This is a genomic window from Serratia sp. Nf2 (genome assembly GCF_003028435.1).
Taxonomy (GTDB): domain Bacteria; phylum Pseudomonadota; class Gammaproteobacteria; order Enterobacterales; family Enterobacteriaceae; genus Serratia; species Serratia marcescens_L.
In genome coordinates this window covers 1-21,351 of record NZ_PYTW01000005.1, presented here as the reverse complement: position 1 = coordinate 21,351, position 21,351 = coordinate 1, and the positions used below count along the sequence as shown (strand labels likewise).

The following is a 21,351-nucleotide window of genomic DNA, read 5'->3' as shown; positions in this document are numbered from 1 at the left end:
GCGGCGCGGGCCTGGCCCGCGCCCTGACTTACTGATACTGCCGACGGTACTCGCTCGGCGACATGCCGAAACGCTGCTTGAAAGCGGTCGAGAAATGGCTGTGATCGGCAAAACCCCAGTCGAGGCCGACTCCGGCCAGCTTCTCCTGCCCGGCGGCGCTGCGCAGCGCCTGCGCGCACAGATCCAGCCTGCGGTTCCGGATGTACTGCGCCACCACCAGCCCCTGACGGGCAAACAGCCGATACAGGCTGCGCAGTGACACCCCCAACTCGGCCGCCACCCATTCCGGGCGCAGCTGTGCCGACTGAATATGCCTGTCGATCAACGCCAGTGCCTTGTCGAAAACCGGCTGTTGCCCCTCCGGGCGCGCCTGTTCGAGCGCCAGCGCCGGGCGCAGCAGCGCCGCCAGCGCATTCAGCACCGCCTCGCTTTCCGCCGCGGCGAGCTGAGGATCCTGCATGCTGCTCAGCACCAGCTGGCGGCTGAGGCGCACCGCGCTGAGCTCTGCTCCGAGACGCTGGGCACAAGGCGGCGGGACCGGCAGGCAACCGCGCGGCAACAACAGGGAGATTTGGCGCGAATCGCGCTGGAAGGTAAAGCTGCTGGGCCGTGAGGCGTCGATCAGCGTGACATCGCCGGGAGAGAGCACCGTCTGGCGATCGCCCTGCTCCATCAACGCGCTGCCGCGCAGCTGGAAGACGGTAAAAAAGTGCGCGCCGTCGCTGCGGGCGATCTCGCGCGGCGTGCGGTACAGCCGGGCCTGAGACACGTCGACCACGCTCAGGCGCAGGGCATGGGCGCGAAACTCCTGCATCGCCCCGCTGAAGCCCGGCCCCAGCGTTTTCGCGCAGAATCTGCCACAGGCGGTGTTGATTTTCCCCAGCCACTCTTCGAAGCCGACGTCCCGGAGTGTTGCCAATGCCGTCATGATCTCTCCCTTCAAACAGCAGCGGTGCTGCGCCGTTGAACAGAAAATCACCATAACAATCCGTTAACACACAATCAATGGCGAGCCGGGGATTTGGCGCCGCGATCACAGATCATCGGGCGCCGGGGAGGAATCGCCTTAAGGCTGCGTATCCAACAGGTAGCGTACCACCGCCGCGTACTCTTTGGCGTAGCCTTCGACGCTGGTGCTGGCCATGCCGGCATTGTCTATCTTGTATTTGCCAGCCACGTAGAACGACGGGGTGCCGCGCACCTCGAACGCCTTCACCGCTTCGTTCTGCTTGGCGATCACCCCTTTGACCAGCAGGCTGTGGCGCGCGTTTTCATAGGTGGCGGCATCGATGCCGGCCGCCGTGAACACCCGCTGAATATCTTCGGCGCTATTGACGGCGCGCTGTTTCTGCACCGCGTCGAACATCGCCCCTTCAATCTTGTCTTCTACGCCCAGCACCGTCGCCACCGCCCAGGCTTCGGTCAGCTCATTGCCCAGTTTGCCCATCAGGCTGACGTGATACTTCGTAACCTTTTCGCCGGCGGGCAGCGCCTGCGCCACGGTGCTGCCTACGCGGTAGGTTTCGGCGAACTGATAGCAAGGGCCACAGTAGAAGGAGAAAAACTCCACCACCGCCGGCGCGGTGGCCACCGGTTTATCCAGCCGGGTATATTGCTCGCCCGCACGGTAATCCGCGGCCTGGGCCGCGGGCAACGCCAACATCAATACGACGGCGGCGGCGAACGAACGCTTAACGTTTGCCAACATAAACACTCCTGGTTTCGATTATGAACATCATCCTTAGCGGCGGTTTTTATAATCAAATAACCGGCAGAAGGCCAGTGTTTATTACCTTCTGTTTATGTGGGATTCAGTCAACGGCCTTCGTACCCGTCCCAATAGGCGCCCACCGCTTCCTGCGACAGCACCTGGCGGCGTTTAGGATTGTCGGAACCGCTGTAGGCGCGATTGATGAAAATGGTTTTGTGTTCCATGTTCTGCTGGAATTCCGGGCTGGCCAGGTAATCGGCCTTTTTCTGCGCCTCGCTGCGCGCCACGCCCGCTACACGGTCCTTTTTCCCCTGCTGGTAGAACTGTTCGAACATCGGCACGGCGTTTTTAATGCTGCCGTTCACATCGGTGCGGAATTGCGGCTCGAAGTCGTCGCGGGTTTGATAAACGTAGTGTTTGGCATGCTGCTCGGCGCTGCTGAGGTGATGAGTGCAGGCGCTGAGCGCCAACAGCGGCAACAGCGGCAACAGCGGCAACAACAGCGCCGCGCTTTTCAGTCTTTTCATGTCGTCTGTCCCTGTCAGTGAGGAAGGTTCCTTTAGCGCCACGAGCATAGCGCCGGCCCCCGGTGAACGTCAAACGACAAATCGTGCATCACTTTGTTTTATATTAATATTATATACATTGATTGGTATTCATTGCCTGAAACACTATGCTTTAACAGACAGGGTAAACACTCACCGACAGCGAGGCGGCCAATGAAACCGATCGACAAAAACGTGGGGGAGTACGACCTCACGGCGGAAAAAAAAGCGGGCATGATCACCGGCACTATCCGCGGCGAACTGCCGGACAGCGACGCCAATCTGCCGCTGCTGCCCTTCTCCGGCACCTTCGCCGGCCCGAGCGTGGCCGAAGCCATCGCCGATATCCAGCAACAGTTCCCCGACATCGAACCGGCGATTATCGATGACTTGCGCGAGGAACTGCTGAAGGCCGGGTTCTAAACCGGATCGCGGTGCCGCACGAACGGGCTGTAGACCGGCGCGTCGGGCTTCAGCGCCAGATCGGCGTCAAAATCGTTATTGCGGTTGAACGGCACCGCCGGCCAGGCGGCAAGATCGCTTAAATCATCCCGATATGCCTGCGTCACCTGCGCCAAAGCGGCGTTCTGCGCCTGCAGCGCCTCTCCCGTCAGCCCGCCGCGCACGCCATAGACCAGGAACGGCTCCAGCACGCTAAAGCCGATATAGTGCAGCGCATGCATGATTGGCCACAGCATCAGCCGCATATCGCCGTCGCGCCCGTCCGGGGCGCAGGCCTGTGCGGAGGCGCCGGCGGTCACGGTCAGCAGCGCCCGCTTACCGCGCATCACGCCGTTCTCATGGCGGTGGCGGCTGTCGTAGATCCCGCCGTAAACGAACACCCGATCCATCCAGCCCTTGATGATGGCCGGCGCGCCGAACCACCAGAAAGGGAACTGCAGCACCAGCGTATCCGCCCAGTGCAGCAGCTCGATATGCCGCCGGATTTCCGCCGGCAGCGCCTGATTCGTCCAGTGATGGCGCTGCTCCTGCATCGCATCGAACCTGTCCGCCTGCTTTCTGCTGGGGTAATGACCGGCGCCCTCGCGCGGATCAAACTCCTCCTGATACAGATCGACCGTCTTCACCTGATGCCCTTGCGCCAGATAAGCCTGCCGCGCCTGTTCGGCCAAATGGGCATTGAAAGAATGCGGCTCGGGGTGAGCCAGCACAATCAGCACGTTCATCCTGTGTCTCCCGTTGTAAGGTGGTGCTGTTATGCTGTGGCTTTATCGCCCCCTTGGCAATTACGCACCTGAAGGTAACCCCCCATGGCTTATCCCGGCGACGTCTATTCGAGCAAGTGTTCCGCGCGCGATGCGCTGGCGCTGATTTCCGGCAAGTGGGTGATGCTGATCCTGCCCGCGCTGGCGCAACGGCCGATGCGCAACGGCGAGCTGCTGCGCCGCATCGACGGCATTTCACAGAAGGTGCTGACGCAAACGCTGCGCCAGCTGGAACGCAACGGGCTGCTCGAGCGGCTGGATTTAAGTGAAAAGAATCAGGCGCATGTGGAATACCGGCTCAGCGCCGTCGCCTGCTCGCTGGTCGAGACGCTGACGGCGCTGGACCGATGGGCGGAATACCATTTCCCCGAGCTGGACGCCGCCCGCGAGCGCTATGATGCAGACCGCAAGCGCGCGGCCGATTAAAGCGGTTTGGCCCGCAGCGTCTCGCCGCTGCGCACGAAGTTGCCCGCCCCCAGATGATGAAGGGTGTGCAGTTCCGCATTGGCGGCGGTGAAGTTCCAGCGCCCCTGTTGGAACACCCGCTCGTCCGCCGCCGCGCTCAGCACCTCGCCGAAGCAGGTGTCGTATTTTTCCTGCGCGCCGCTTTCCGGCAGTAAGCGGCACTCCAGCCACGCCACGCAGCCCTGTTCGATCAATGGCACCTGCAAGGTGGCGCTCGGCGCCGCGGCGATGTGGAAGCGGGCGAACTTGTCGTCATCCAGCCCGGACACGCTGCCGACCGCGTAGGTGGCGTCGATGAACATGGCTGCCGGCACGCAAATGCCGAATGCGCCGCTCTCCTCGATCATTTGCCGGCTGTGCGCCCCTTTGTCCACCACGATGGCGATGCGCGGCGGGCTGAACTCCACCGGCATCGACCAGGCGGCGGCCATCACGTTACGTTTGGCGCCGTCACGGCTGCGGCTGGTGATCAATACCGTCGGGCCGTGGTTCAGCAGGCGGCTGGCATGTTCGAGGGCGACAGGGCGAAAGTGGCTCATCGGGAAATCCTTGCGAGTGAGTGATTGCCCCGCAGTGTAGATCTACGCCGTAAAGGCAAGCAATGTGGGGCGCACAGAATGCGCAGATGAGACGCTTGTTCCCCGTCTCGCCATCCGTTATCTATAGTTAAATCAATTCGCCGCTAACGGCCCATTCCACCTGAGGATCTTGCCTTGACGTTTTTAAAACACCCTATCGCTGCGCTGGCGCTGGCAAGCGCCGGCCTGCTGTCGGCGGGCGGCGCGCTGGCCGCTTCCGATGCGCTGGTGTACTGCACTGTCGCCTCGCCGGAATCGTTCAACCCGCAGCTCTCCAGCTCCGGGCCGACCTTTATCGCCACCTCGCAGGTGCTGTACAACCGCTTGGTGACGCTGCGCGAAAGCGATAAAACCCCCGCCCCTTCGCTGGCCACCGAGTGGAGCGTCAGCCCGGACGGCAAGACCTACACCTTTACCCTGCGCCAGGGCGTGAAATTCAACAGCAATAAATACTTCACCCCAACACGCGATTTCAACGCCGAAGACGTGGTGTTCACCGTGATGCGGCAGAAGGATCCCGCTAACCCGTATCACAAGGTCTCCGGCGGCAACTATGAATACTTCACCGACATGGGCCTGGATAAGCTGATCGTCAAGGTGGAAGCGGTGGACGAGCATCACGTGCGCTTCACGCTGAGCCAGCCCAATGCCGCCTTCGTCGCCGACTGGGCGATGGATTTCGCCTCGATCCTGTCCGCCGAATACGCCGACGCCATGCTGAAAAAGGGCACGCCGGAATACGTCGACAACTGGCCGATCGGCACCGGGCCGTTCGCACTGCAGCAGTACAAGCAGGATTCGTTGATCCGCTACATCGCCAACCCGCACTACTGGCAGGGCGAAGTGGCCAGCAAACACCTGATCTTCTCGATTACGCCGGATCCGCAAACCCGGCTGGCCAAGCTGAAAACCAATGAATGCCAGATCATCCCCGCGCCGCTGCCGGAACAGTTCGCCGCCATCAGGGCCGACGGCAATCTGCAGTTGCACGACATTACCGGGCTCAACGTCGGTTATCTGGCGTTCAACACCCAGAAAAAACCGTTCGACAACCTGCTGGTGCGCCAGGCGCTGAGCTATGCGGTGGACAAGAAAGCGATCGTCGCCGCAGTGTTCAAAGACAGCGGCACGCCGGCCAACTCGCTGCTGCCGCCGGGTATGCTGGGCTACAACGATAAACTGCCGGAGTACGCCTACGATCCGCAGAAGGCGCGCGAGCTGCTGAAGCAGGCCGGGCTGGAACAGGGCTTTGAGACCGACATCTGGTCGATGCCGGTGCAGCGCCCCTACAACCCGAACTCGAAGCGCATCGCCGAGATGATCCAGAGCGACTGGGCGAAGGTGGGCGTGAAAGCCAAGATCGTGACCTGGGAGTGGGGCCAGTATCTGGCCGGGCTGCGCAAAGGCGAACAGCAGAGCGCGCTGTACGGTTGGGTGTCGGACAACGGCGATCCGGACAACTTCGCCACCCTGCTCGGCTGCGCCGGGGTGCAGAGCGGCGCCAACGTGGCGCGCTGGTGCGATAAGGATTATGACCGGCTGATCCAGCAGGCGATCCAGGAGAACCAGCCGCAGGCGCGCGCCAAGCTGTATCAACAGGCGCAGGTGATCTTCGCCAAACAAGCGCCGTGGCTGCCGCTGGCCACCGGCAAAGTATTCTACGCCACCCGCAGCAATCTGAGCGGCTATGTGGTGGACGTGAACGGCAGCGATTTCGCCAAGGCCAAGTTGAACTGATCCCGGGCGCCGCGGCGAGGGCTGCGGCGCATTAACTTCGCAACTTACGATGCTCGCTGCCTCCCCTGCCACCAGGCACTTAACCCACTAAATTCATAGCTTATTAAGCGGTGTAACCCTTGGCATTTTGCTTAAACTGCACACGGGCGCTTTCCTCGCCTGTAACATTTCGTTACCATCGGCACACAGACCCTTTAACATCAAAAGGTAACCCGGTGCAGAACACCTACATGCCGTGGCAAATTCGCCTGCACTGGCTGGTGGCGATCCTGCTGGTCATCACCTGCGTCACCATCGAGCTGCGCGGCTTTGCCGAACCGGGCAGCGCCCCCTGGTACGTACTGGTTGTCACCCACTTCAGCTGCGGCGTAACGGTGTTTGCGCTGATGATCGCCCGCCTGTTCCTGCGCTGGCGCCACCCCTCGCCCGCCATCGCGCCCAAACCGCCGAAGTGGCAAACCGGCCTGGCGCACCTGACGCACACCCTGATTTACCTGCTGCTGCTGACGCTGCCGGTGCTGGGGGTGTACTCGCGTTATCTGGGCGGCAAGGAGTGGTATCTGTTCGGCCTGCCGATGCCGTTCGCCGACGTGGCCGATCGGCCGCAGGCGCGGATGATTATCGGCTGGCACAAAACGCTGGCGTCATTCGGCTACTGGCTGATCGGCCTGCATGCCGCCGCCGCGCTGTTCCACCACTATATCGTCAAGGACAATGCGTTGGTGCGCATGCTGCCGTTGATGAAAAAGCGCTGAATACCCAGCACCAGGGATGAATTTTCGGGCCACGCCCGCCGACAGGGAATGACATGCAAACCCAATTTTTTCATGTGACCGTCGAACAATGCGCCTGCCAACAGACGGCGCCCGATAATCTGGTGAGGATCATCGCCTCCGGCCAGACGTTCTTTTTTTATCGTGACGACTTCAGCGACAGCGAAAATCTGCTGGCCAGGCTCGCCGCCGGCGATCGAGTGAAGATCGGCGCCCACCGCCTGCGGGACGGCAGCTACTGGCTGCACTGGCTGCTGCACGGCACTAAAGGCCGGCTGGAGCCTGACAGAACGCTGAAATACAAGCTGAAATACTTTGCCCTGCTGCTGCTGGGCGTCGTGCTGGCCGGCGGTTTCCCGGCGGGCTTTTTCATCATGGACCGGGAAGATTCCTGGCTGACTATTGTCCTGTTCTTTATCGCCATTATCGCCGGCCTTATCGGCATCGGCCTGGTGCTGTTCGTCGGTTCGGAGCTCCTGTTGATTGCGCACCGCGGCCGCAGGCGCCTGCTCAGGGCGCTGGATCGCGTGCTGCAGGGGCAAGACGTCACGCCGCCCGGCTCGCTCAGCCTGAAAATTCCCGGCATCAGATACCGGGCCGTCCGTGCAGACGCAACGTCAGCGCCCACATCGCAACAAACCGAGTTCCCCCTCCCTGACGGCGTCGAGGCCTCCGGCATCGAGACAGTCAACGCCCTGAGCTACGAACTCTGCCACTATGAGATCCCGCGGCAGGTGCAGTATTTGGACACTTATGCGTGGCGCCAGAAGGAGACGCACTTCGCGTTGACGACCCGCGCGCTCAACGTCCCCAATACCAAACTGCATCCGGTATTTCGTCGGCAACATCCGCTTTTCATCGCCAAAGGCGATCCGCTGCAGGTGCTGTATTGCGAGAACGACACCGTCCCCGAGCTCCCTACGGTGCGTGGGATCATCAACCATCGCGATCGCCAGACCTATCTCATCGGCGGCAATCGCTACTTCACCGAAGCCGGCCTTAACCTGAGCGCGCGCGTTGTCTTCATTTTGGGCGCGATCGTGACGTGCTTTGTGCTCGGCCTAGCGGTGGTGGATAACGCCGATACCCCGGTGGGCTTTTACCTGGATGCCTGGACCCTGAAGCGTCTCGGCAGTGAATTGCCACCGATTCTTCTCTTGCTGATGCTGATGGTCAGCGGCCTAGCGCTGCTGATCGAGGGCTTCGCCCAGATCTGCCGCTTTTACTCTTTTGACCAGCACCGCACGTTTAAGACGTTCAAATACCTGCGCCATCTGCGCCGCAGGCTATGGCGGCAGGAACAGGTGACGGAGCTGAAATGATGACGTTAACGCTTTATAAAAGACCCCTTATTATCCTGACGCTGTTTTTGGCCAGCGCGCTGGGCGTCTATTTCCTCGCCCCTGAGCAACGCTATGCACAGTGGCAATGGACCCAGAGCGACGAGGCCTTGCCGACGATAGCCCGTTACGATCTCATCCACAGCTACCCGGCGCAGGACGGCGCTCTGCTGCTCATCAGCAAAAGGAGTGAACGCGGGGCCTACAATAGCTTTTACGGCTGGGCGGCCAACTACCTCAGCCAGGTGTTATTCACCGGCCCTAAGGGGCTGCAGATGCTGGGGCAACTCGACGAGTTGATCTACGATGCGGTTTGCGTCGAGCAGGAGTGCGTGCTTTTTCTGTCCAAGGGGCGCAGGCTGGTCGATGTGCAACGGGGCACCATCGGGCCACTGATCCCCTGGCCGGAGGGTGACGACAACCTGCCTTCCTTTATCGGCGGCAAACTGGTGGCGCTGCCGGGGAAACGCGCGCTGTATTTCATCAGCACCGAAGGCGTATTCTACAGCCCGGACTTTGGCACCCATTGGCAGCAAACGCTGGATCTGCCGGCACAGCTGGACGCGCGGCAGCTGCTGGGCTTTGAGCGCGGCGAGGAGGACTCACCGACGGCTAACGCCTCCGGTAAGCGCAAATCCATGCCCGAGATCTTTACCGCCGTTGATGGCGAACGCGTGCTGTTCTGGATGAACCCGGTGCTCGGCTCCGGCGCCTTGCATATTGCCGTTAACGGCAAAACCGGCGAGGTGGCCGAACTGCATTGGCTCGCGGTGCGCGTGAAGGAAAGCGCGCAAGCGCCGGATGGCGGCATCTACCTGATCGCGCAAACGCTGGACAGAGGGCTGTATCAGCTTCTGCGTTATCAATCTGACGGGCAGCTGACGGTGCTGTTGGAAAACGGTGATAAATCGCTGTATCAGCTGTGGGCGGGCAACGACAAGCTGGTCGCCCAAACGGATAACGGCGATGCGCGCCTTTCGCTGATTTTCGATCTGCGCTCATCCGACGTGCGCTACCGGCAGCCGTTGGAGTATCGCTACAACGGGCGCGACGACGCACGTCAGACCGTGATCGAACCGGAAAGCCACTATGGCGATGACGGAGAGACCCCGCCACTGCCCTACTTCGTTCGCTATCGCTCCACCACGCCGTGAACATAAGGAACTTGCCATGCTGTTAGGTTATGGCGCCGGCGCCGCAGGACTGCTGGCGCTGTTGTTGGCCCTGCTGCTCACCGGCATCCTGATCGCCTGGTGGGGATGGCGCTACGCTTCTGCCCGCTGCGGCCGCCCGCGACCGCCGCTCTCCTGGGGCGGCTATCTGCTGGCCTCGGCGCTGGCAGTCTACCCGGTGGCGTGCGCGCTGATGCTTATCGGCATCGTCATCCAGGATTTCAAGAGCCAGCGGGCGGAAGATCGTTGGAATCAACGCAGCTACCTGACGCTCGACGAAGCAAAGCCGTTCGGTGAAACGACGCTACCGAAAGGCAGTTGGGTAAACCGCCAGGAGCCACGCCTGCCCGGCACCGAAGACAGCCCTATCACGATGGACGGCGTGACCGCCGTGCGTTTTCCTCAGCCGCAAAGCGTGGCCGGCGTGCCGATCATCGCCTTTGAGGTTTTACCGCCGGTGATGGAGCTGGCGAGCGCGCACACCTTTACCCGCCCAAGCGGCCAAAGGGTACGCTGCGAAGCCGGTTGGCTGGTCTCTTTCTCTTTACCGCCGGATAAGCCGACCCCGCAGTGGGAAGAGTGGCAGGCCGGGCTGCCTGCGGCGGCGTTTCGGCCCAGCGACTGGATCTTTAGGGAGTGCTTCTCCGGCAGCCCGATCGCCTTACTGACCTTGCACAACGGCGAAGTCAGGGTGCTGCCTTAAACCTTACGCCGTGGCGTTGGGCAAGCGCACGGTCACGCGGTTATTGGCCGTGGGCAGCTGCAGCGGCGTTTCCTGCCAACTCACCGCGATAACCAAGACCGGCGGCGCCGCGACACGCGGCGCACGCCCGTCGGGCTCCACGCCGTAGGCATCCCATTCAATCACGAACACACCGCCGTCTTGCGGCTCGACCCGCTCGACGAAAAAAGTGGTGTCCGAACCGCGCCCGCCCGCCGGTTTGTGCGCGTAAGAGAGCAGGCTGAACCACTCGCCGGCGAAGTACAGATGGTACAGGCCATCGACAATATGCTCGCCGTGGAACTGGCAGCCACCGACGCTCAAGCCGTCATCCGCCGGGGATCCCGCCACGCGCTCGAGATCGCGCACGAAGAGATTAGTCGGCCGGTTATCCAGCAACAGCTCATAAGGCGGCGCGTGCAGCAGCGCGGCAGGATCGTCCGCATGGCGCAGATCCGCCGGCAACATCGAGCGCGCCGCCAGCGCGCGGCCGTTGGGTAAGGCGATCTCCAGACGATCGGCCGGATCCTCTGTCCACAGCGGCACCCACAGACCGCGCACCGCATGCAACGGCGTGGCCTCCGCCTGCCGGCATTTCGCCCGCAGCCGCGCCAGCGCCTCGGCGGAACCGGCGGCCAACGCGTCCTGCTCGCGATCGGTCAATGCAGGCAGCGCGTACATCACCCGGGCGGCAGGCTCGTACACCGTCAGCCCCTCCCCCTCGCGGCTACGGGTCGGGATCAGGCGCAGCTTGCCGCTGTCCACGTCCTGCGGCGCGGCACAGGCGCTATGCACAATCGCCCCGTCACGCAGCAGCAGCGTCCAAAAATTGGGGCCGCCCATACCCAGTTCCCCCACGCCGCCAATCCGCCGATCGCTGTCGCCGGCGTGCGCCATTTCAATCGGCTGCGAGCGCCAGTCGGTCTTACGCCACTCTGCGGCCTCTTCGGGGTCTTGCGCGCTTTTAGCGGCGTACTTCACCCATTGCAGCACGGCAAACAGCGCGATGCACAGCACGCCGAAAACCGGGTGATCCTGCCAAATCAACAACCAACCGACGATCAAAAGGGCCCAGGCGGCCATGGCGATATCCTTTTCCAAGAGAAAACCGCCTGATTCTAGCGCAGGAAACGCAAGGGGTTGAAGCCTATGCCATGGATAATTAGCCATTCAATAGAAAGGTAATAATTTCAGCGTTATTTCTGTGACTACAGAGATCACATAAATAACGCTTCACAGAGTAATTTCAACATAAAAAGATAACCCTCTGTATCTCAATGCAATATTCGCAACCTTATTAAAACCAAAAAGATAAAAGGGGAAAAAAACCGCAATGATTTGTGTATATTCTAAACATTGACTATGTTTAGACATACTATTTATATGCAGGTAAAACGCCGAATAAAAAAAAGGCGTTTAGGAAGTTAAATCAACCCCGTTATCCGCGAGGGTGAAAAACCATTTCATAGCAATATTCCGAGGGAATTTTATTTCCACGGAACGGGTAACCTTGCGTTTTATCAAGCCAATAGGCTACACACCGCAATTAATATCATTATTAGCATTCCGGAGAGTGACAATGAAAATCGTTACAGGCATTATCCTTACCTCTGTGGCCGCCTTCAGCGGCGCGGCTTACGCGGCTGATGCGCAGCCTACCACCGGCAGCGCGGCGGTGATGCTGGAACATGTGCATGCCGTGATGGAAAACGGCAGCCCGGCGCCGCAGCACGACGCCGCCTGCAAAAAAGAACTTTCCATGCCGGAATCGAAATATATGGGCATGAAGGTCAAAACCGATTACACCATCAACAGCAGCACCATGATGATGTCGGCCAAGTCGATGTTCCCATCGCCGGACTCTATGAAACCGATGGAGCTGACGGTCGATCTCTCCGCGCTGGGCCTGGCGGATGTGTATGCCTTCGGCGCCTTTAAACCGGCCGCGTTGCCGCAGGCCTATATTTATTTCACCATCGACAAGAATTTTAAAGATCCGGTCAGCACCTTTATGATCATTAACCAAGGCAAGCAATATAACTGCGTCATTTCCAGCTCGAATAAAATGATGAGCAAAGAGATGCGTGGCAAGATGATGAAGAAACAGTAACGGAATGAAAAACGGCGCTTCCCTTAACAGGAGGCGCCGCCAGAAAACGCGTTAAATCAGACCCGGATTGTATTTCTGATTGAACTTCTCTTCCGATTGGAACAGATAAATAATGCCTTCGATAAAGCCGACAATCGCCGGGATCCCCGTCCAGCAGAACAGCAGGTAGAACAGCCCCCACCACTTCATGCCTAAGTAAAACTTGTGAATGCCCAACCCACCCAGGAAGATGGCCAGCAGGGCCGCCGCGAGCTTGTCTTTTCTGCTCATAGTGCACTTCTCCTAACTTCTCACCGAACCACCGGCATGTCCAAAAAACGGATGCCGCTCCACAGAGCGCCGCATCGCAATGCTTGAGGGGAAAACATTCATCCATCAAGACTCAACAGAGGTAATTATAACAGTGATTAATTAAACGGTTGTTTAACCGGCGAACAGGGTAAGCAAAGGGAATCTGAAGGAGAGATGGTGCGATAATAGGATTCAAACAAGGAAGGCATATCATTGATTCTACATGGGAATGTTTCATTTCATCTTTTATATACCCCCAAAAATACCCCCATTAATCTAGTTGTCTTGTCTGCGGGAAATCAACCTGAACTTTAGACTAACGTGGATTCCATATGCCATCCTAAGGAAACACATTCGCAAATAGTAATGCTTGGTTACTATATTCATTTGTATTATTGCCACATCAACCATTAGCTCTATTGAAAAGAGCAACTCTAAGAAAAACATAAAGAATAGTGAAGTTCGAGACAAAATAATATGAAAAGAATTGACATTTTCAATCAAATCAATAAATTGCTCTATAACTTAGATAAATATACTTTCATTTTTCTGGTTAGACTACATGACAAGCAATACAGCAAGAACCATACTTATGGACATGGTTGACACCAAAATAACCACCATCAAAGCTAAATGCAGAAGAAATAAGCGTTTTTTTCAATTTTTTACAGCTGGTTCTATAATTTTAAGTGCATCGATTACCGTTGTAGTTGGTTTAGAATGGCCTAATCATGCTGCTATTCAAAAGAATATTGCACTTATAATGGGTGTATCATTAACTCTCATTAATGGTTGGGTAGCTATTTTTGATTTTAAAAAACTTTGGATGAGACAAAAAAATACACTTTTTGGTTTATATCTTATAGATAACGAATTAAAAATCCTCACTGATAGCGATGAAGATAAGTTGAGAGTTAAAGAACTTTTCAATGCTTATCAAGCAGTTTGGGAAAAAGACGGCAGTGAGTGGGCAAATATTTTCAGTTCCGACATTGAATCATCGAAAATAACACAAAATATCAAAGAGTTGCAATCATGAACTTCTTGCATTTAAAAGTTGATAAAATAGCTATTCATCAGATCTTTCCAAGAGGTGAAGATGGGAAGGAAGTATTACCGGGCAAAGGCACGGAGTTAATAAATTTTGATGAAGATGCTTTGAGCGATTTTAAACAAAGAATTTATAACTCTCTTGGGCATGATTCTTCTGCTGTGGAAATGGTGATAACAAACGAAAAGACAGAAAGCACTCCGTTTTACGTAAATATTCTACATGGTTGTAATGATGTGGAATTTATAAATAACAGTTATGAAATTGCTAAAAATTTATCAAAAGCACAAACACGTAGAGGCATGTCCGGAGGTATACTTGTTGTTTTCAGCGCCACCTATCAATATAACAAGCTTCCTTTTGTAGGCATTATCAAAGCTGACTTATACAGTGGATACGAAAAATGGCAAGATAAAAAAACAGGCATTATTTCTTTAAAACATGTAAAAGAGCTACTACTTACGCCTTCAACCAAGCTTTATAAGTCTGCCGGATTTTTTAAACGTGAAAACGTAAAAAATGATAGCACCTTAAGTGAACAATGGGCCGTACATATTTCTGATTATCAGATTGATAAATCTGACGGTAAAGCTGCTGCTCAGTATTTTTATCAAACTTTCCTCGGTTGTGATTACCCAGCAACCAGTGCCAGAACAACAAAACGTTATTTTGAAATAGCATGTGATTTTATAAATCAAATGGATATTGATGAAGAAGAGCGAACCCACTTACACAACGTCTTATACGCAGACCTAAAAGCAGGTAAATCACAAAAAGTTGATCCTATGGCATTTGCTGGCTCATATATGTCAACAGCAGATGTAGATAATTTTAGGAACTATTTAGACGATTATGATTTTCCGGTTGGTCCATTCATAAAAGATACGCAGTATATCTCTAGCAAATTAAAGAATAGGCGTTTAAAATTTAGTAAAAACATTCGAATTAGCGCACCATCAGAAATCTTTGAAGAGTTTGTTTCTATTGAAACTGTAGAGGGTGAAGCAGGTCAAGATGGTTATAGACCAACTTGGACAAAAATTCTTGTTAAAGACAGAATAGTAGATCAATAATGACTGAGACTGAATTCCTCAAGCAATGGCATTCCGAGAAGGCGATGTATGGCGCTTGGGGTCAGTATATTGTTAATTCTATATCAGAAGCGCTTATCAAATCTCTTAAGGTAGATCTAAGAATTATCTTAAAATACCAGTAAATCACAGAGTTAAAGATGATGGGTCTTTAGTTGATAAAGCCTTATATCGTAATAAAGCGTACAAAAATCCTTATAATGATATTGAAGATAAGGTAGGTGTTCGCTTTGTCGTAATGCTCCAAACTGACGTTGAAAAAGTATGCGAGGTTATTAAACAAGTTGCCGTTCAAGAAGGTTGGGATGCTACGCAGTGTAGAAACTATAATGAGGAGCGTAGAGAATCGCCAATGCTCTTCACCTATCAATCTCATCATTTTATCATCCGAAATAAAAGAGCATTTACACATGGAGGTATTCTCATTCATGAAAACACCCCTTGTGAGGTTCAGGTACGGTCTCTGCTTCAGCATGCATATGCTGAATTAACCCATGATGCCATTTACAAGAAAAAAACAATTATAGAACCTGATGTTGTTCGTACCGTTGCTAAAACAATGGCTTTTATCGAAACGGCAGATGAATTCTTTCAAAAGGTTGTGGATAGAACTGAGTCGGAAAATATACTCAAAAATGAGTCGTTTTTGGATACTCTCTTTGAACAAATAACAGGCGTACAACCTATAAAACAAAACTCATCTGTTATTATATATGATACCTTTGAGCATATTATTAATGATAACTTTGAAGAGGAGATGATTAAGTTTATTGGGAAGAATCCCCAACTTGGCGAAACTATTAAGGAAAAAATGGCTACCAATAAATTTTATCAACAGAGCGTTGTTTTATTTGTTTATTGGTTAATTCGAAGGAGAAAAAGCACCCTTGAATCTGAATGGCCATTACCATGGGATATAGTTAGTGATATGGCAATGGATATTGGCGTCGCGCTTAGTAGGGTGACTTAATTATTTCAAAGATGACTAATGCCGCAAATGTGTTTTTAACGCAAATCCTTTATTTACCATAGTTTAAATCCACCGTAGTATAGATTCTGTTCGTCTTCCTGTTGCGTTTTAGTTTGTTCTTTCTTGAGATTTTCTTTTAGTTTCGATTTGAATCTATTTTCATAATAAAAAGAATAAGATGTTTTTTCTTTATTTCTTCTTTCATGGTCTTCTCTTTATTTTTAGACTGAATAACTGATTTTTTTATTCCCAGCCTATATCTCATCTCTTCGAGCTTAGTTGCTCTGCTATTGACACGGCTACCGCTCTTGAGTCTAAATTTATTTGTGGCTGCGTTTGCTGTTTCTGCATGATCAAGTATCCTACCAATAGAACCGCTGCTAAGTTTAGAACCCCTACTATTGAAGATACTTTTATTATAAGTTTTGATTGGTTCTTTATGGTATTGTTTTTTAACTCTGTTGAGTACTTGTGCAGCTTTTTGTGTTGTTCTTCTAACTTTTGGGTTTGTTGGTCTATTGTATTTTTCGCTGAGTTTAAAGCGGTTGTTGTTGCCTCTAATGAGTTGTTCACTCTTGTTAGTGTCTGTTGTGTCTGGTTTAAAGCTGTGCTGACTGACTCCGATAATATCATCATCGTTTCTGATAATGGTTCTATCGTCATTGATATTTGGTTCAACAAATGATCGTCTAATACTATTTTCGTCATATGTTTTTCTTGCTGCGAATCTTCTAATGAGTTCATCATCTCTATTTTTGTCATATTTCACCTTGTTTTTTATAGTGTTCCAACTGAATTTTTTACCAAGAGATGCCCCCTTGAAGAAAATATTTTTTTCATTATTTTTGATACCAAATGATACTCCGGCGACGTTGCCATTAGAAGCAACGTTAAATGCCGGCTCGATGCCTACAGCCTGCAGACGTTCCAAGAACGTAGACAAATCAGGCTTACCGACTAAAGCCGCTTGTAGTGCGTTCTGTAGCACTAAACGGGCTGGTTTCTCACCTGTCCTCAAGGCTTGCTCGATCTCTGCTTTGGTTGGTGCTGATACGTCTGATTTTTGGCCTTTGAGACTTTGTGTAATGGTTAAACTGTACTTTACTTCTAAACGTTCACAAGCTGCTATTGTATTAAATGCTGAGTGCTGACCGTGCCATACAGAACCATCTAAGCCAACCCTATTTGCTACAATATGAATATGGTCTTGATCTGTATCTTTATGGCGCACACAAATACATTGATGTTTTTCTATATCGATATTCATTTCTTTCAAATAGTCTTTTGCTATCTCCTGCCATTTTTCATCTGTTAATTTTTCATCTTTTGGAAGAGATAAAAACGCATGAAACACTGGTTTTTTTATATCTTGCCTAAAACTGCTTACAGTTTTAAACTCATCAGTTAAATCACTAACATTATTATAATCACTTGCCATATTGCTACAAATGAAATCATGATCATCTTTTAATATATATTTAACTCTGTTTTTAAAAGATTTACCTGATTTAGCTACGTATCCCTTCATAATTTAGATCCTTGTTTATTTCTAATATCCTTCTGCTAACTTGCTTTATATTAAACATAAGTTTATCAACTTCATTTTTTCCAAAATACTCATTAACATTTAGTTTCTTTGTTGCTTGGTTTATATTATTGCCTATGGCTGACAATTGTATATAAGTCTTCTGATTTACTTCCGGCATTTTTCTTTTTACCACCGGTTCAGATTTTAATATTTCTCTTCTTATATAATGGCCTCGTTCAAGGCCGGATGCTTCAACCAATGATTTTAAATATTCGAACTCTTCTTTGTTTACTCTGAACTGTATCGATATGTCTCGGCGTTCGTCAGCATTTAAATTTATACGCCCTCGTTTTCTGTCTGTTGTTGGCATTTTCTATTCCTCATAATAATGTAATCATCTGTTGCTCTTATGTAGTCGTTATCATTTTCAATAATTAATGCTTCAATAAGCTCATCAGCTTTATTCTCTTGTATGTATCTATGAGCCACAAAATAACATAAATCTCGCTCATCAATATTGATTTCATTAAATGGTATATCTTTGTTTTGTTCTATGTAATAAAAAAATCTTGCCAGTATTTCGAGCTTATATTCTATAGTCATACTATTCATTAAGTTTTCTACATTCATGTTCTATTATTCCTTTTATATTTTATGAGAGCTTTTTTATCGATTATTTTTCTAACATCTGATATTGCTTGTTTTGCTTCGCTTGAAGAGTTTGTTTTACCAGTACAGATACGGATCATAAAACCTCCCAACATAATACAAAGTATTACCATGGCTACAGACATAAGCATCATATTTATTTATCCTCTTCTTTAATAATCATCACGATCAACATCTAACTTTGACTCTATTTTAAAAAGCCTTCTTTTTAATGATATAATATCATCGTCTTTATTCTTTGCTTCTGTTATTGAATTTGATATAGCAGTAAATAGAGATAAAACAATAATACCAATACCGATCACCGACCAAATAACACAAACTAACGTTATCATATATAACCCCTTATTTTATTATTAACGTAAACGTAAAGCTATCAGCTTTACCGCTTCCCCTTGATAGGGGAATAAGCGGAAGGGTAGATATTTTAACAACCCTCCGAACGAAGTGAGAGGGGGCAATCCGAAGGATTGGGTATAATACCGGCTACGGGATTACACCTTGCCTCAGTTTCCGAAAGCTAAAAAATAAAAGCTGAACTCAACTTATATTTAAATAAATAACCGCTCTAAAAAACTAGTCAATAGCGGCTACATAAATAAATACACTGTACGACAAATAAAATGCAAATAAAAGATAGAGTGATAATATATTGACTTTCTGGTAGTTGTGCGTAAAATTCGCAACGGAGCAAGTGACTTACCTCCTGTGCAATTTAACTTTTTACAGCAAGCGAGCAATTGTGATTTTCGCCTTGCATGGAGCATAAATCCAGCACAAATCACAAAAATACTTTCTAATGTGAAATCAAAAATACTTGATTGGGCTTTATTACTAGAAAGTAAAGGGATTTTAGGTGAAGGTTTATTATTCTCACAAGCAGAGAAAAGAGAAGCGGCAACAATGACTGTTAACAATATTAATAACTTTAACGGCAACGTGCATAATGCTGGTGCTATTGGTGCTGGCAATACCGGAGATATTCACCAACAGAACAGTTTTACTTCAGGTGATTTTAACTCCCTTGCGCGTCAGCTAAAAGAGCACGGGTTGGATGATTCTGATGTCACAGAGTTGGAGCAGCTTGTCAAACAGACTGCTAAACCAACGTCAAAAGATGAGGTTGAAAAGGGCTTTGGGTCTTGGATTGGTAGGATTACGGGAAAGGCTTTTACTGGAGGGCTTAAAATCGCTGGTGCGGCTGCTCCTGCTGTTCTTACTAATGCACTTTGCCATTATTTCAGTATCCCTGTTTAAGTCTTTTAAGGTCGCTATGGTTAGGCGGGATTTCAGTTTATTATCTAAGAAGTCAATTACTTACTATTATACAGGCACCAAAGGACTGAGCCATGAATGGAATAACTAAAGAGCCAGTTGAGCAGATTAAACAAGCATTTAAAGACAGGGTTTCAAGCCCTTTATGGGGTTATGTGTTTTTCTCATGGCTTGGTTTCAACTGGCAAAATATTGCTAAGTTATTTATGAGCAAAAGAGAGGTTGAAGTAAGGATTGCGGAAATAACCTCTCAGGAGTGGTTTTTTGTTCACTACATCGTATTACCAGTGATTGTTGGTGTTGCTCTGGCTGCCGTTTCCCCCTATCTTCAGCAATGGCTGGCAGCGGCACACAAAAAGGCAGAAGATAAGAGGAAAGCTGATACTCTCACAGAGGAATTAAGGCTTCTTGATGTTGATATGGTTAAAAAAAGGAAGTCTATTGAACTTTCAAACGTTGAGGAATTAACTAATAAAAGTGAGCAAGCTAAAGTTGATAGGCAGGATGAGAGGAATAAAAATAGGCTTGAATTTCAAAAACTGAGGGGTATTAAAATATCTAAGGCAATAGGTGACATTGAAAAGTCATTTAATGATGCTAATGATAAACTTCAGGATAAGTTGAATGAAATAAAAGTTACAGATGAAACATGCAAGCTCAAAATGCAGACTCTTGAAAACTTAGCAGAAGGTTTGAACAAGGTTGCTGAATTATATCACACATATCGGAATGTCAACTCCAGGGAAGAGTTTGCATCCTTTTTGTCTGAAATTAAAAAAGGTGATTATTTTGGTTCAGCACAGCTTGATAAGAAGTTTGAGGCAATGGCCCAAAGGGAATCACTATTAGAAGCTCTTAGCAGAACAAAAAGTACTAAGAGTTAACAATATACCCTGAAGATTTATTACCAGCCCTGTAAGGTCGCTATGGTTAGCCAGATTTCCTTTTTGATTTCTGAAATTTCCATAGTGACCCCTTCAATGACTTGTGAACGCTGAAAAGTAGCCTTTTAGATGGCTAAATTAACAGTGGAAAACAGTCTCTCCATATGGTGTAAAAACACCTATCAACACTAGAAATTTCAATAGCTCTAGCCCATTAACTGTTTTAGTTCCAAAAAGAGATAAAAATTAGTATTTATATAACCTGTTTCAATGATTCAGTTTGTCTCAAAAGGAAGACGTTAAAAGACAATAGTAGCCATTTAGCCCCGGCTGGTGATACCAATCAACGGGAGCTTTAGCGACTTCATCATGTACGCTCAAAAGCCATCTTATCAGGACGCTCGTGTATCCATATGGAACCGTGAGCCAGCCGGAGATAGAGCCTGTATATCGTTTACAGGGACGAGAATCACCATAAGCCTGTTTATCCCTCAGTAAGGGGCATCGGGGCTTAATGCGTGACTTCTAAGCGTTTATTGGGCAATTTTGAGACATTGGAAGTCATCAGCTTCGAGTTAAGCTTGTACCTGTTCGAGCTGTACAACTACAGGCCGTTACAGTTAACATCCCAATTGCCATATCAACCATAACGGCAGTTATGAGGGATGATTTACCGATTCTTATAGATGAATAAAAGGCAGATTTTTAAGTATAACTTATTGATTTATAAGGATTTTTACGTGATGGTGCCGATAATAGGAATGAATTTTACTAACCAAATAATTGATATTTATAATAAAAACTTAAATTCAAAAGTCATCTATACACACAGTTATACTAATAAAAGCACGCCAGTGTAACAAGTACAAAATCCCCTCAATCTCACTTTCCTTTGCCTGCGATTTCCCACCAAAAAAGATTTATCCCAAAACTATGCATCCTCTTCACCATATAATTTTTATATTTATATTCATAGTATTAACTGGTTAACACGCTTATCAGCCCCTTCACTCCCCTTCACCTTTTGGTGTTGGCAGCAAGCCAAGGTTTCTTTCGCTGTCGCCCGATCGCTGCGATGAATGACGGAAAGGCAGAAGTACAGCACCAACAAAGCGACGACGAACACCCCCGCCCCAGCAAACGCCACCTGGCGGAAGCCGAGCTCGGTCAGCAGCGCGCCGGCAACTGGGCCCAACACGGCACCGAGTTCGCCG

The 21,351-nt window shown here is 50.6% G+C and carries 25 protein-coding genes and 1 pseudogene; 13 read left to right on the top strand and 13 right to left on the bottom strand.

Annotated elements, in window-relative coordinates:
- Nucleotides 1–28: 28 nt before the first annotated feature.
- The 3 genes from feaR to C9411_RS12350 all read right to left on the bottom strand — a co-directional run bounded on the left by feaR (nucleotide 29) and on the right by C9411_RS12350 (nucleotide 2,238).
- Nucleotides 29–928, bottom strand: coding sequence for a transcriptional regulator FeaR (gene feaR, locus C9411_RS12360; RefSeq protein WP_107227151.1), 900 nt, complete (start codon nucleotides 926–928; stop codon nucleotides 29–31).
- Between the two features lie 138 nt (nucleotides 929–1,066).
- Nucleotides 1,067–1,708 (bottom strand): DsbA family protein, encoded by a 642-nt coding sequence (locus C9411_RS12355; RefSeq protein WP_107227150.1) that lies wholly within the window; start codon nucleotides 1,706–1,708, stop codon nucleotides 1,067–1,069.
- A gap of 107 nt (nucleotides 1,709–1,815) precedes the next feature.
- Nucleotides 1,816–2,238 carry an Exc2 family lipoprotein gene (locus tag C9411_RS12350; RefSeq protein ID WP_107227149.1) on the bottom strand — a complete coding sequence of 141 codons (423 nt, stop codon included), beginning with the start codon at nucleotides 2,236–2,238 and terminating at the stop codon, nucleotides 1,816–1,818.
- Nucleotides 2,239–2,430: 192 nt separating this feature from the next.
- On the opposite strand from C9411_RS12350, the gene C9411_RS12345 reads away from it, so the two are divergent.
- Nucleotides 2,431–2,679: a hypothetical protein gene (locus C9411_RS12345; protein ID WP_019454278.1), complete on the top strand. Its 249-nt coding sequence runs from the start codon at nucleotides 2,431–2,433 to the stop codon at nucleotides 2,677–2,679.
- On the opposite strand, the gene C9411_RS12340 is transcribed toward C9411_RS12345, so the two are convergent.
- Nucleotides 2,676–3,443 carry an NAD(P)H-dependent oxidoreductase gene (locus C9411_RS12340; RefSeq protein ID WP_063990865.1) on the bottom strand — a complete coding sequence of 256 codons (768 nt, stop codon included), beginning with the start codon at nucleotides 3,441–3,443 and terminating at the stop codon, nucleotides 2,676–2,678. The genes C9411_RS12345 and C9411_RS12340 overlap by 4 nt on opposite strands.
- An 84-nt stretch (nucleotides 3,444–3,527) precedes the next feature.
- On the opposite strand from C9411_RS12340, the gene C9411_RS12335 reads away from it, so the two are divergent.
- Entirely contained in the window at nucleotides 3,528–3,908 is a 381-nt protein-coding gene (locus C9411_RS12335; RefSeq protein WP_038873124.1) for a helix-turn-helix domain-containing protein, read from the top strand.
- Here C9411_RS12335 and C9411_RS12330 read toward each other — a convergent pair.
- Entirely contained in the window at nucleotides 3,905–4,486 is a 582-nt protein-coding gene (locus C9411_RS12330) for a flavin reductase family protein (RefSeq protein WP_107227148.1), read from the bottom strand. The two genes, C9411_RS12335 and C9411_RS12330, sit on opposite strands and share 4 nt — an antisense overlap.
- A gap of 174 nt (nucleotides 4,487–4,660) precedes the next feature.
- Here C9411_RS12330 and C9411_RS12325 point away from each other — a divergent pair, with 174 nt between their 5' ends.
- From C9411_RS12325 to C9411_RS12305, 5 genes are all read left to right on the top strand, one after another.
- Nucleotides 4,661–6,262 (top strand): ABC transporter substrate-binding protein, encoded by a 1,602-nt coding sequence (locus tag C9411_RS12325; RefSeq protein WP_063990863.1) that lies wholly within the window; start codon nucleotides 4,661–4,663, stop codon nucleotides 6,260–6,262.
- A gap of 230 nt (nucleotides 6,263–6,492) precedes the next feature.
- A complete protein-coding gene (cybB, locus tag C9411_RS12320) occupies nucleotides 6,493–7,017 on the top strand; it encodes a cytochrome b561 (RefSeq protein ID WP_079656961.1) in 525 nt (174 codons plus the stop codon).
- A 53-nt stretch (nucleotides 7,018–7,070) separates the two neighbouring features.
- On the top strand, nucleotides 7,071–8,357 hold the full coding sequence (locus tag C9411_RS12315; protein ID WP_107227147.1) for a hypothetical protein: 1,287 nt from the start codon (nucleotides 7,071–7,073) through the stop codon (nucleotides 8,355–8,357).
- Complete coding sequence (locus C9411_RS12310; protein WP_107227146.1) at nucleotides 8,354–9,529, top strand: hypothetical protein; 1,176 nt, start codon at nucleotides 8,354–8,356, stop codon at nucleotides 9,527–9,529. Before C9411_RS12315 ends, C9411_RS12310 begins: the two co-directional genes overlap by 4 nt.
- Before the next feature lie 16 nt (nucleotides 9,530–9,545).
- Complete coding sequence (locus C9411_RS12305) at nucleotides 9,546–10,250, top strand: hypothetical protein (protein ID WP_107227145.1); 705 nt, start codon at nucleotides 9,546–9,548, stop codon at nucleotides 10,248–10,250.
- A 3-nt stretch (nucleotides 10,251–10,253) separates the two neighbouring features.
- Here the strand turns inward: C9411_RS12305 and C9411_RS12300 are convergent, their stop codons facing one another.
- Nucleotides 10,254–11,351 carry a hypothetical protein gene (locus C9411_RS12300; RefSeq protein ID WP_107227310.1) on the bottom strand — a complete coding sequence of 366 codons (1,098 nt, stop codon included), beginning with the start codon at nucleotides 11,349–11,351 and terminating at the stop codon, nucleotides 10,254–10,256.
- Between the two features lie 496 nt (nucleotides 11,352–11,847).
- On the opposite strand from C9411_RS12300, the gene C9411_RS12295 reads away from it, so the two are divergent.
- A complete protein-coding gene (locus C9411_RS12295) occupies nucleotides 11,848–12,378 on the top strand; it encodes a hypothetical protein (RefSeq protein WP_107227144.1) in 531 nt (176 codons plus the stop codon).
- 51 nt (nucleotides 12,379–12,429) lie between these two features.
- On the opposite strand, the gene C9411_RS12290 is transcribed toward C9411_RS12295, so the two are convergent.
- Nucleotides 12,430–12,648, bottom strand: a complete 219-nt coding sequence (locus C9411_RS12290; RefSeq protein WP_015376761.1) for a TM2 domain-containing protein — start codon at nucleotides 12,646–12,648, stop codon at nucleotides 12,430–12,432.
- A 613-nt stretch (nucleotides 12,649–13,261) separates the two neighbouring features.
- Between C9411_RS12290 and C9411_RS12285 the strand changes: the two genes are divergently transcribed.
- The 3 genes from C9411_RS12285 to C9411_RS12275 all read left to right on the top strand — a co-directional run bounded on the left by C9411_RS12285 (nucleotide 13,262) and on the right by C9411_RS12275 (nucleotide 15,781).
- Nucleotides 13,262–13,708: a DUF4231 domain-containing protein gene (locus tag C9411_RS12285; protein WP_228703462.1), complete on the top strand. Its 447-nt coding sequence runs from the start codon at nucleotides 13,262–13,264 to the stop codon at nucleotides 13,706–13,708.
- Nucleotides 13,705–14,793, top strand: coding sequence for a nucleoid-associated protein (locus C9411_RS12280; RefSeq protein WP_107227143.1), 1,089 nt, complete (start codon nucleotides 13,705–13,707; stop codon nucleotides 14,791–14,793). Before C9411_RS12285 ends, C9411_RS12280 begins: the two co-directional genes overlap by 4 nt.
- Nucleotides 14,794–14,926: 133 nt before the next feature.
- Nucleotides 14,927–15,781, top strand: coding sequence for a GTP pyrophosphokinase family protein (locus tag C9411_RS12275; RefSeq protein ID WP_107227142.1), 855 nt, complete (start codon nucleotides 14,927–14,929; stop codon nucleotides 15,779–15,781).
- A 136-nt stretch (nucleotides 15,782–15,917) separates the two neighbouring features.
- Here C9411_RS12275 and C9411_RS12270 read toward each other — a convergent pair whose 3' ends face one another.
- From C9411_RS12270 to C9411_RS25595, 5 genes are read right to left on the bottom strand one after another with little or no spacing between them, the layout of a single operon-like run.
- Nucleotides 15,918–17,309, bottom strand: coding sequence for a relaxase/mobilization nuclease domain-containing protein (locus C9411_RS12270; protein WP_233221903.1), 1,392 nt, complete (start codon nucleotides 17,307–17,309; stop codon nucleotides 15,918–15,920).
- Complete coding sequence (gene mobC, locus C9411_RS12265) at nucleotides 17,290–17,679, bottom strand: plasmid mobilization relaxosome protein MobC (RefSeq protein WP_107227141.1); 390 nt, start codon at nucleotides 17,677–17,679, stop codon at nucleotides 17,290–17,292. Before mobC ends, C9411_RS12270 begins: the two co-directional genes overlap by 20 nt.
- Nucleotides 17,646–17,939, bottom strand: coding sequence for a hypothetical protein (locus C9411_RS12260; protein ID WP_052945334.1), 294 nt, complete (start codon nucleotides 17,937–17,939; stop codon nucleotides 17,646–17,648). The genes mobC and C9411_RS12260 overlap by 34 nt, the downstream gene beginning before the upstream one ends.
- Nucleotides 17,936–18,112 (bottom strand): hypothetical protein, encoded by a 177-nt coding sequence (locus C9411_RS25830; protein WP_199200128.1) that lies wholly within the window; start codon nucleotides 18,110–18,112, stop codon nucleotides 17,936–17,938. The genes C9411_RS12260 and C9411_RS25830 overlap by 4 nt, the downstream gene beginning before the upstream one ends.
- Before the next feature lie 18 nt (nucleotides 18,113–18,130).
- Nucleotides 18,131–18,313: a hypothetical protein gene (locus tag C9411_RS25595; protein WP_021553256.1), complete on the bottom strand. Its 183-nt coding sequence runs from the start codon at nucleotides 18,311–18,313 to the stop codon at nucleotides 18,131–18,133.
- Nucleotides 18,314–18,686: 373 nt separating this feature from the next.
- On the opposite strand from C9411_RS25595, the gene C9411_RS12255 reads away from it, so the two are divergent.
- Together C9411_RS12255 and C9411_RS12250 are read left to right on the top strand one after the other, a co-directional pair.
- Nucleotides 18,687–19,235, top strand: coding sequence for a hypothetical protein (locus C9411_RS12255; RefSeq protein WP_233221902.1), 549 nt, complete (start codon nucleotides 18,687–18,689; stop codon nucleotides 19,233–19,235).
- Nucleotides 19,236–19,327: 92 nt separating this feature from the next.
- On the top strand, nucleotides 19,328–20,137 hold the full coding sequence (locus C9411_RS12250) for a hypothetical protein (protein ID WP_107227140.1): 810 nt from the start codon (nucleotides 19,328–19,330) through the stop codon (nucleotides 20,135–20,137).
- A gap of 1,087 nt (nucleotides 20,138–21,224) precedes the next feature.
- Here the strand turns inward: C9411_RS12250 and C9411_RS26005 are convergent.
- Nucleotides 21,225–21,351, bottom strand: a pseudogene (locus C9411_RS26005) (MFS transporter); the annotation flags it as partial.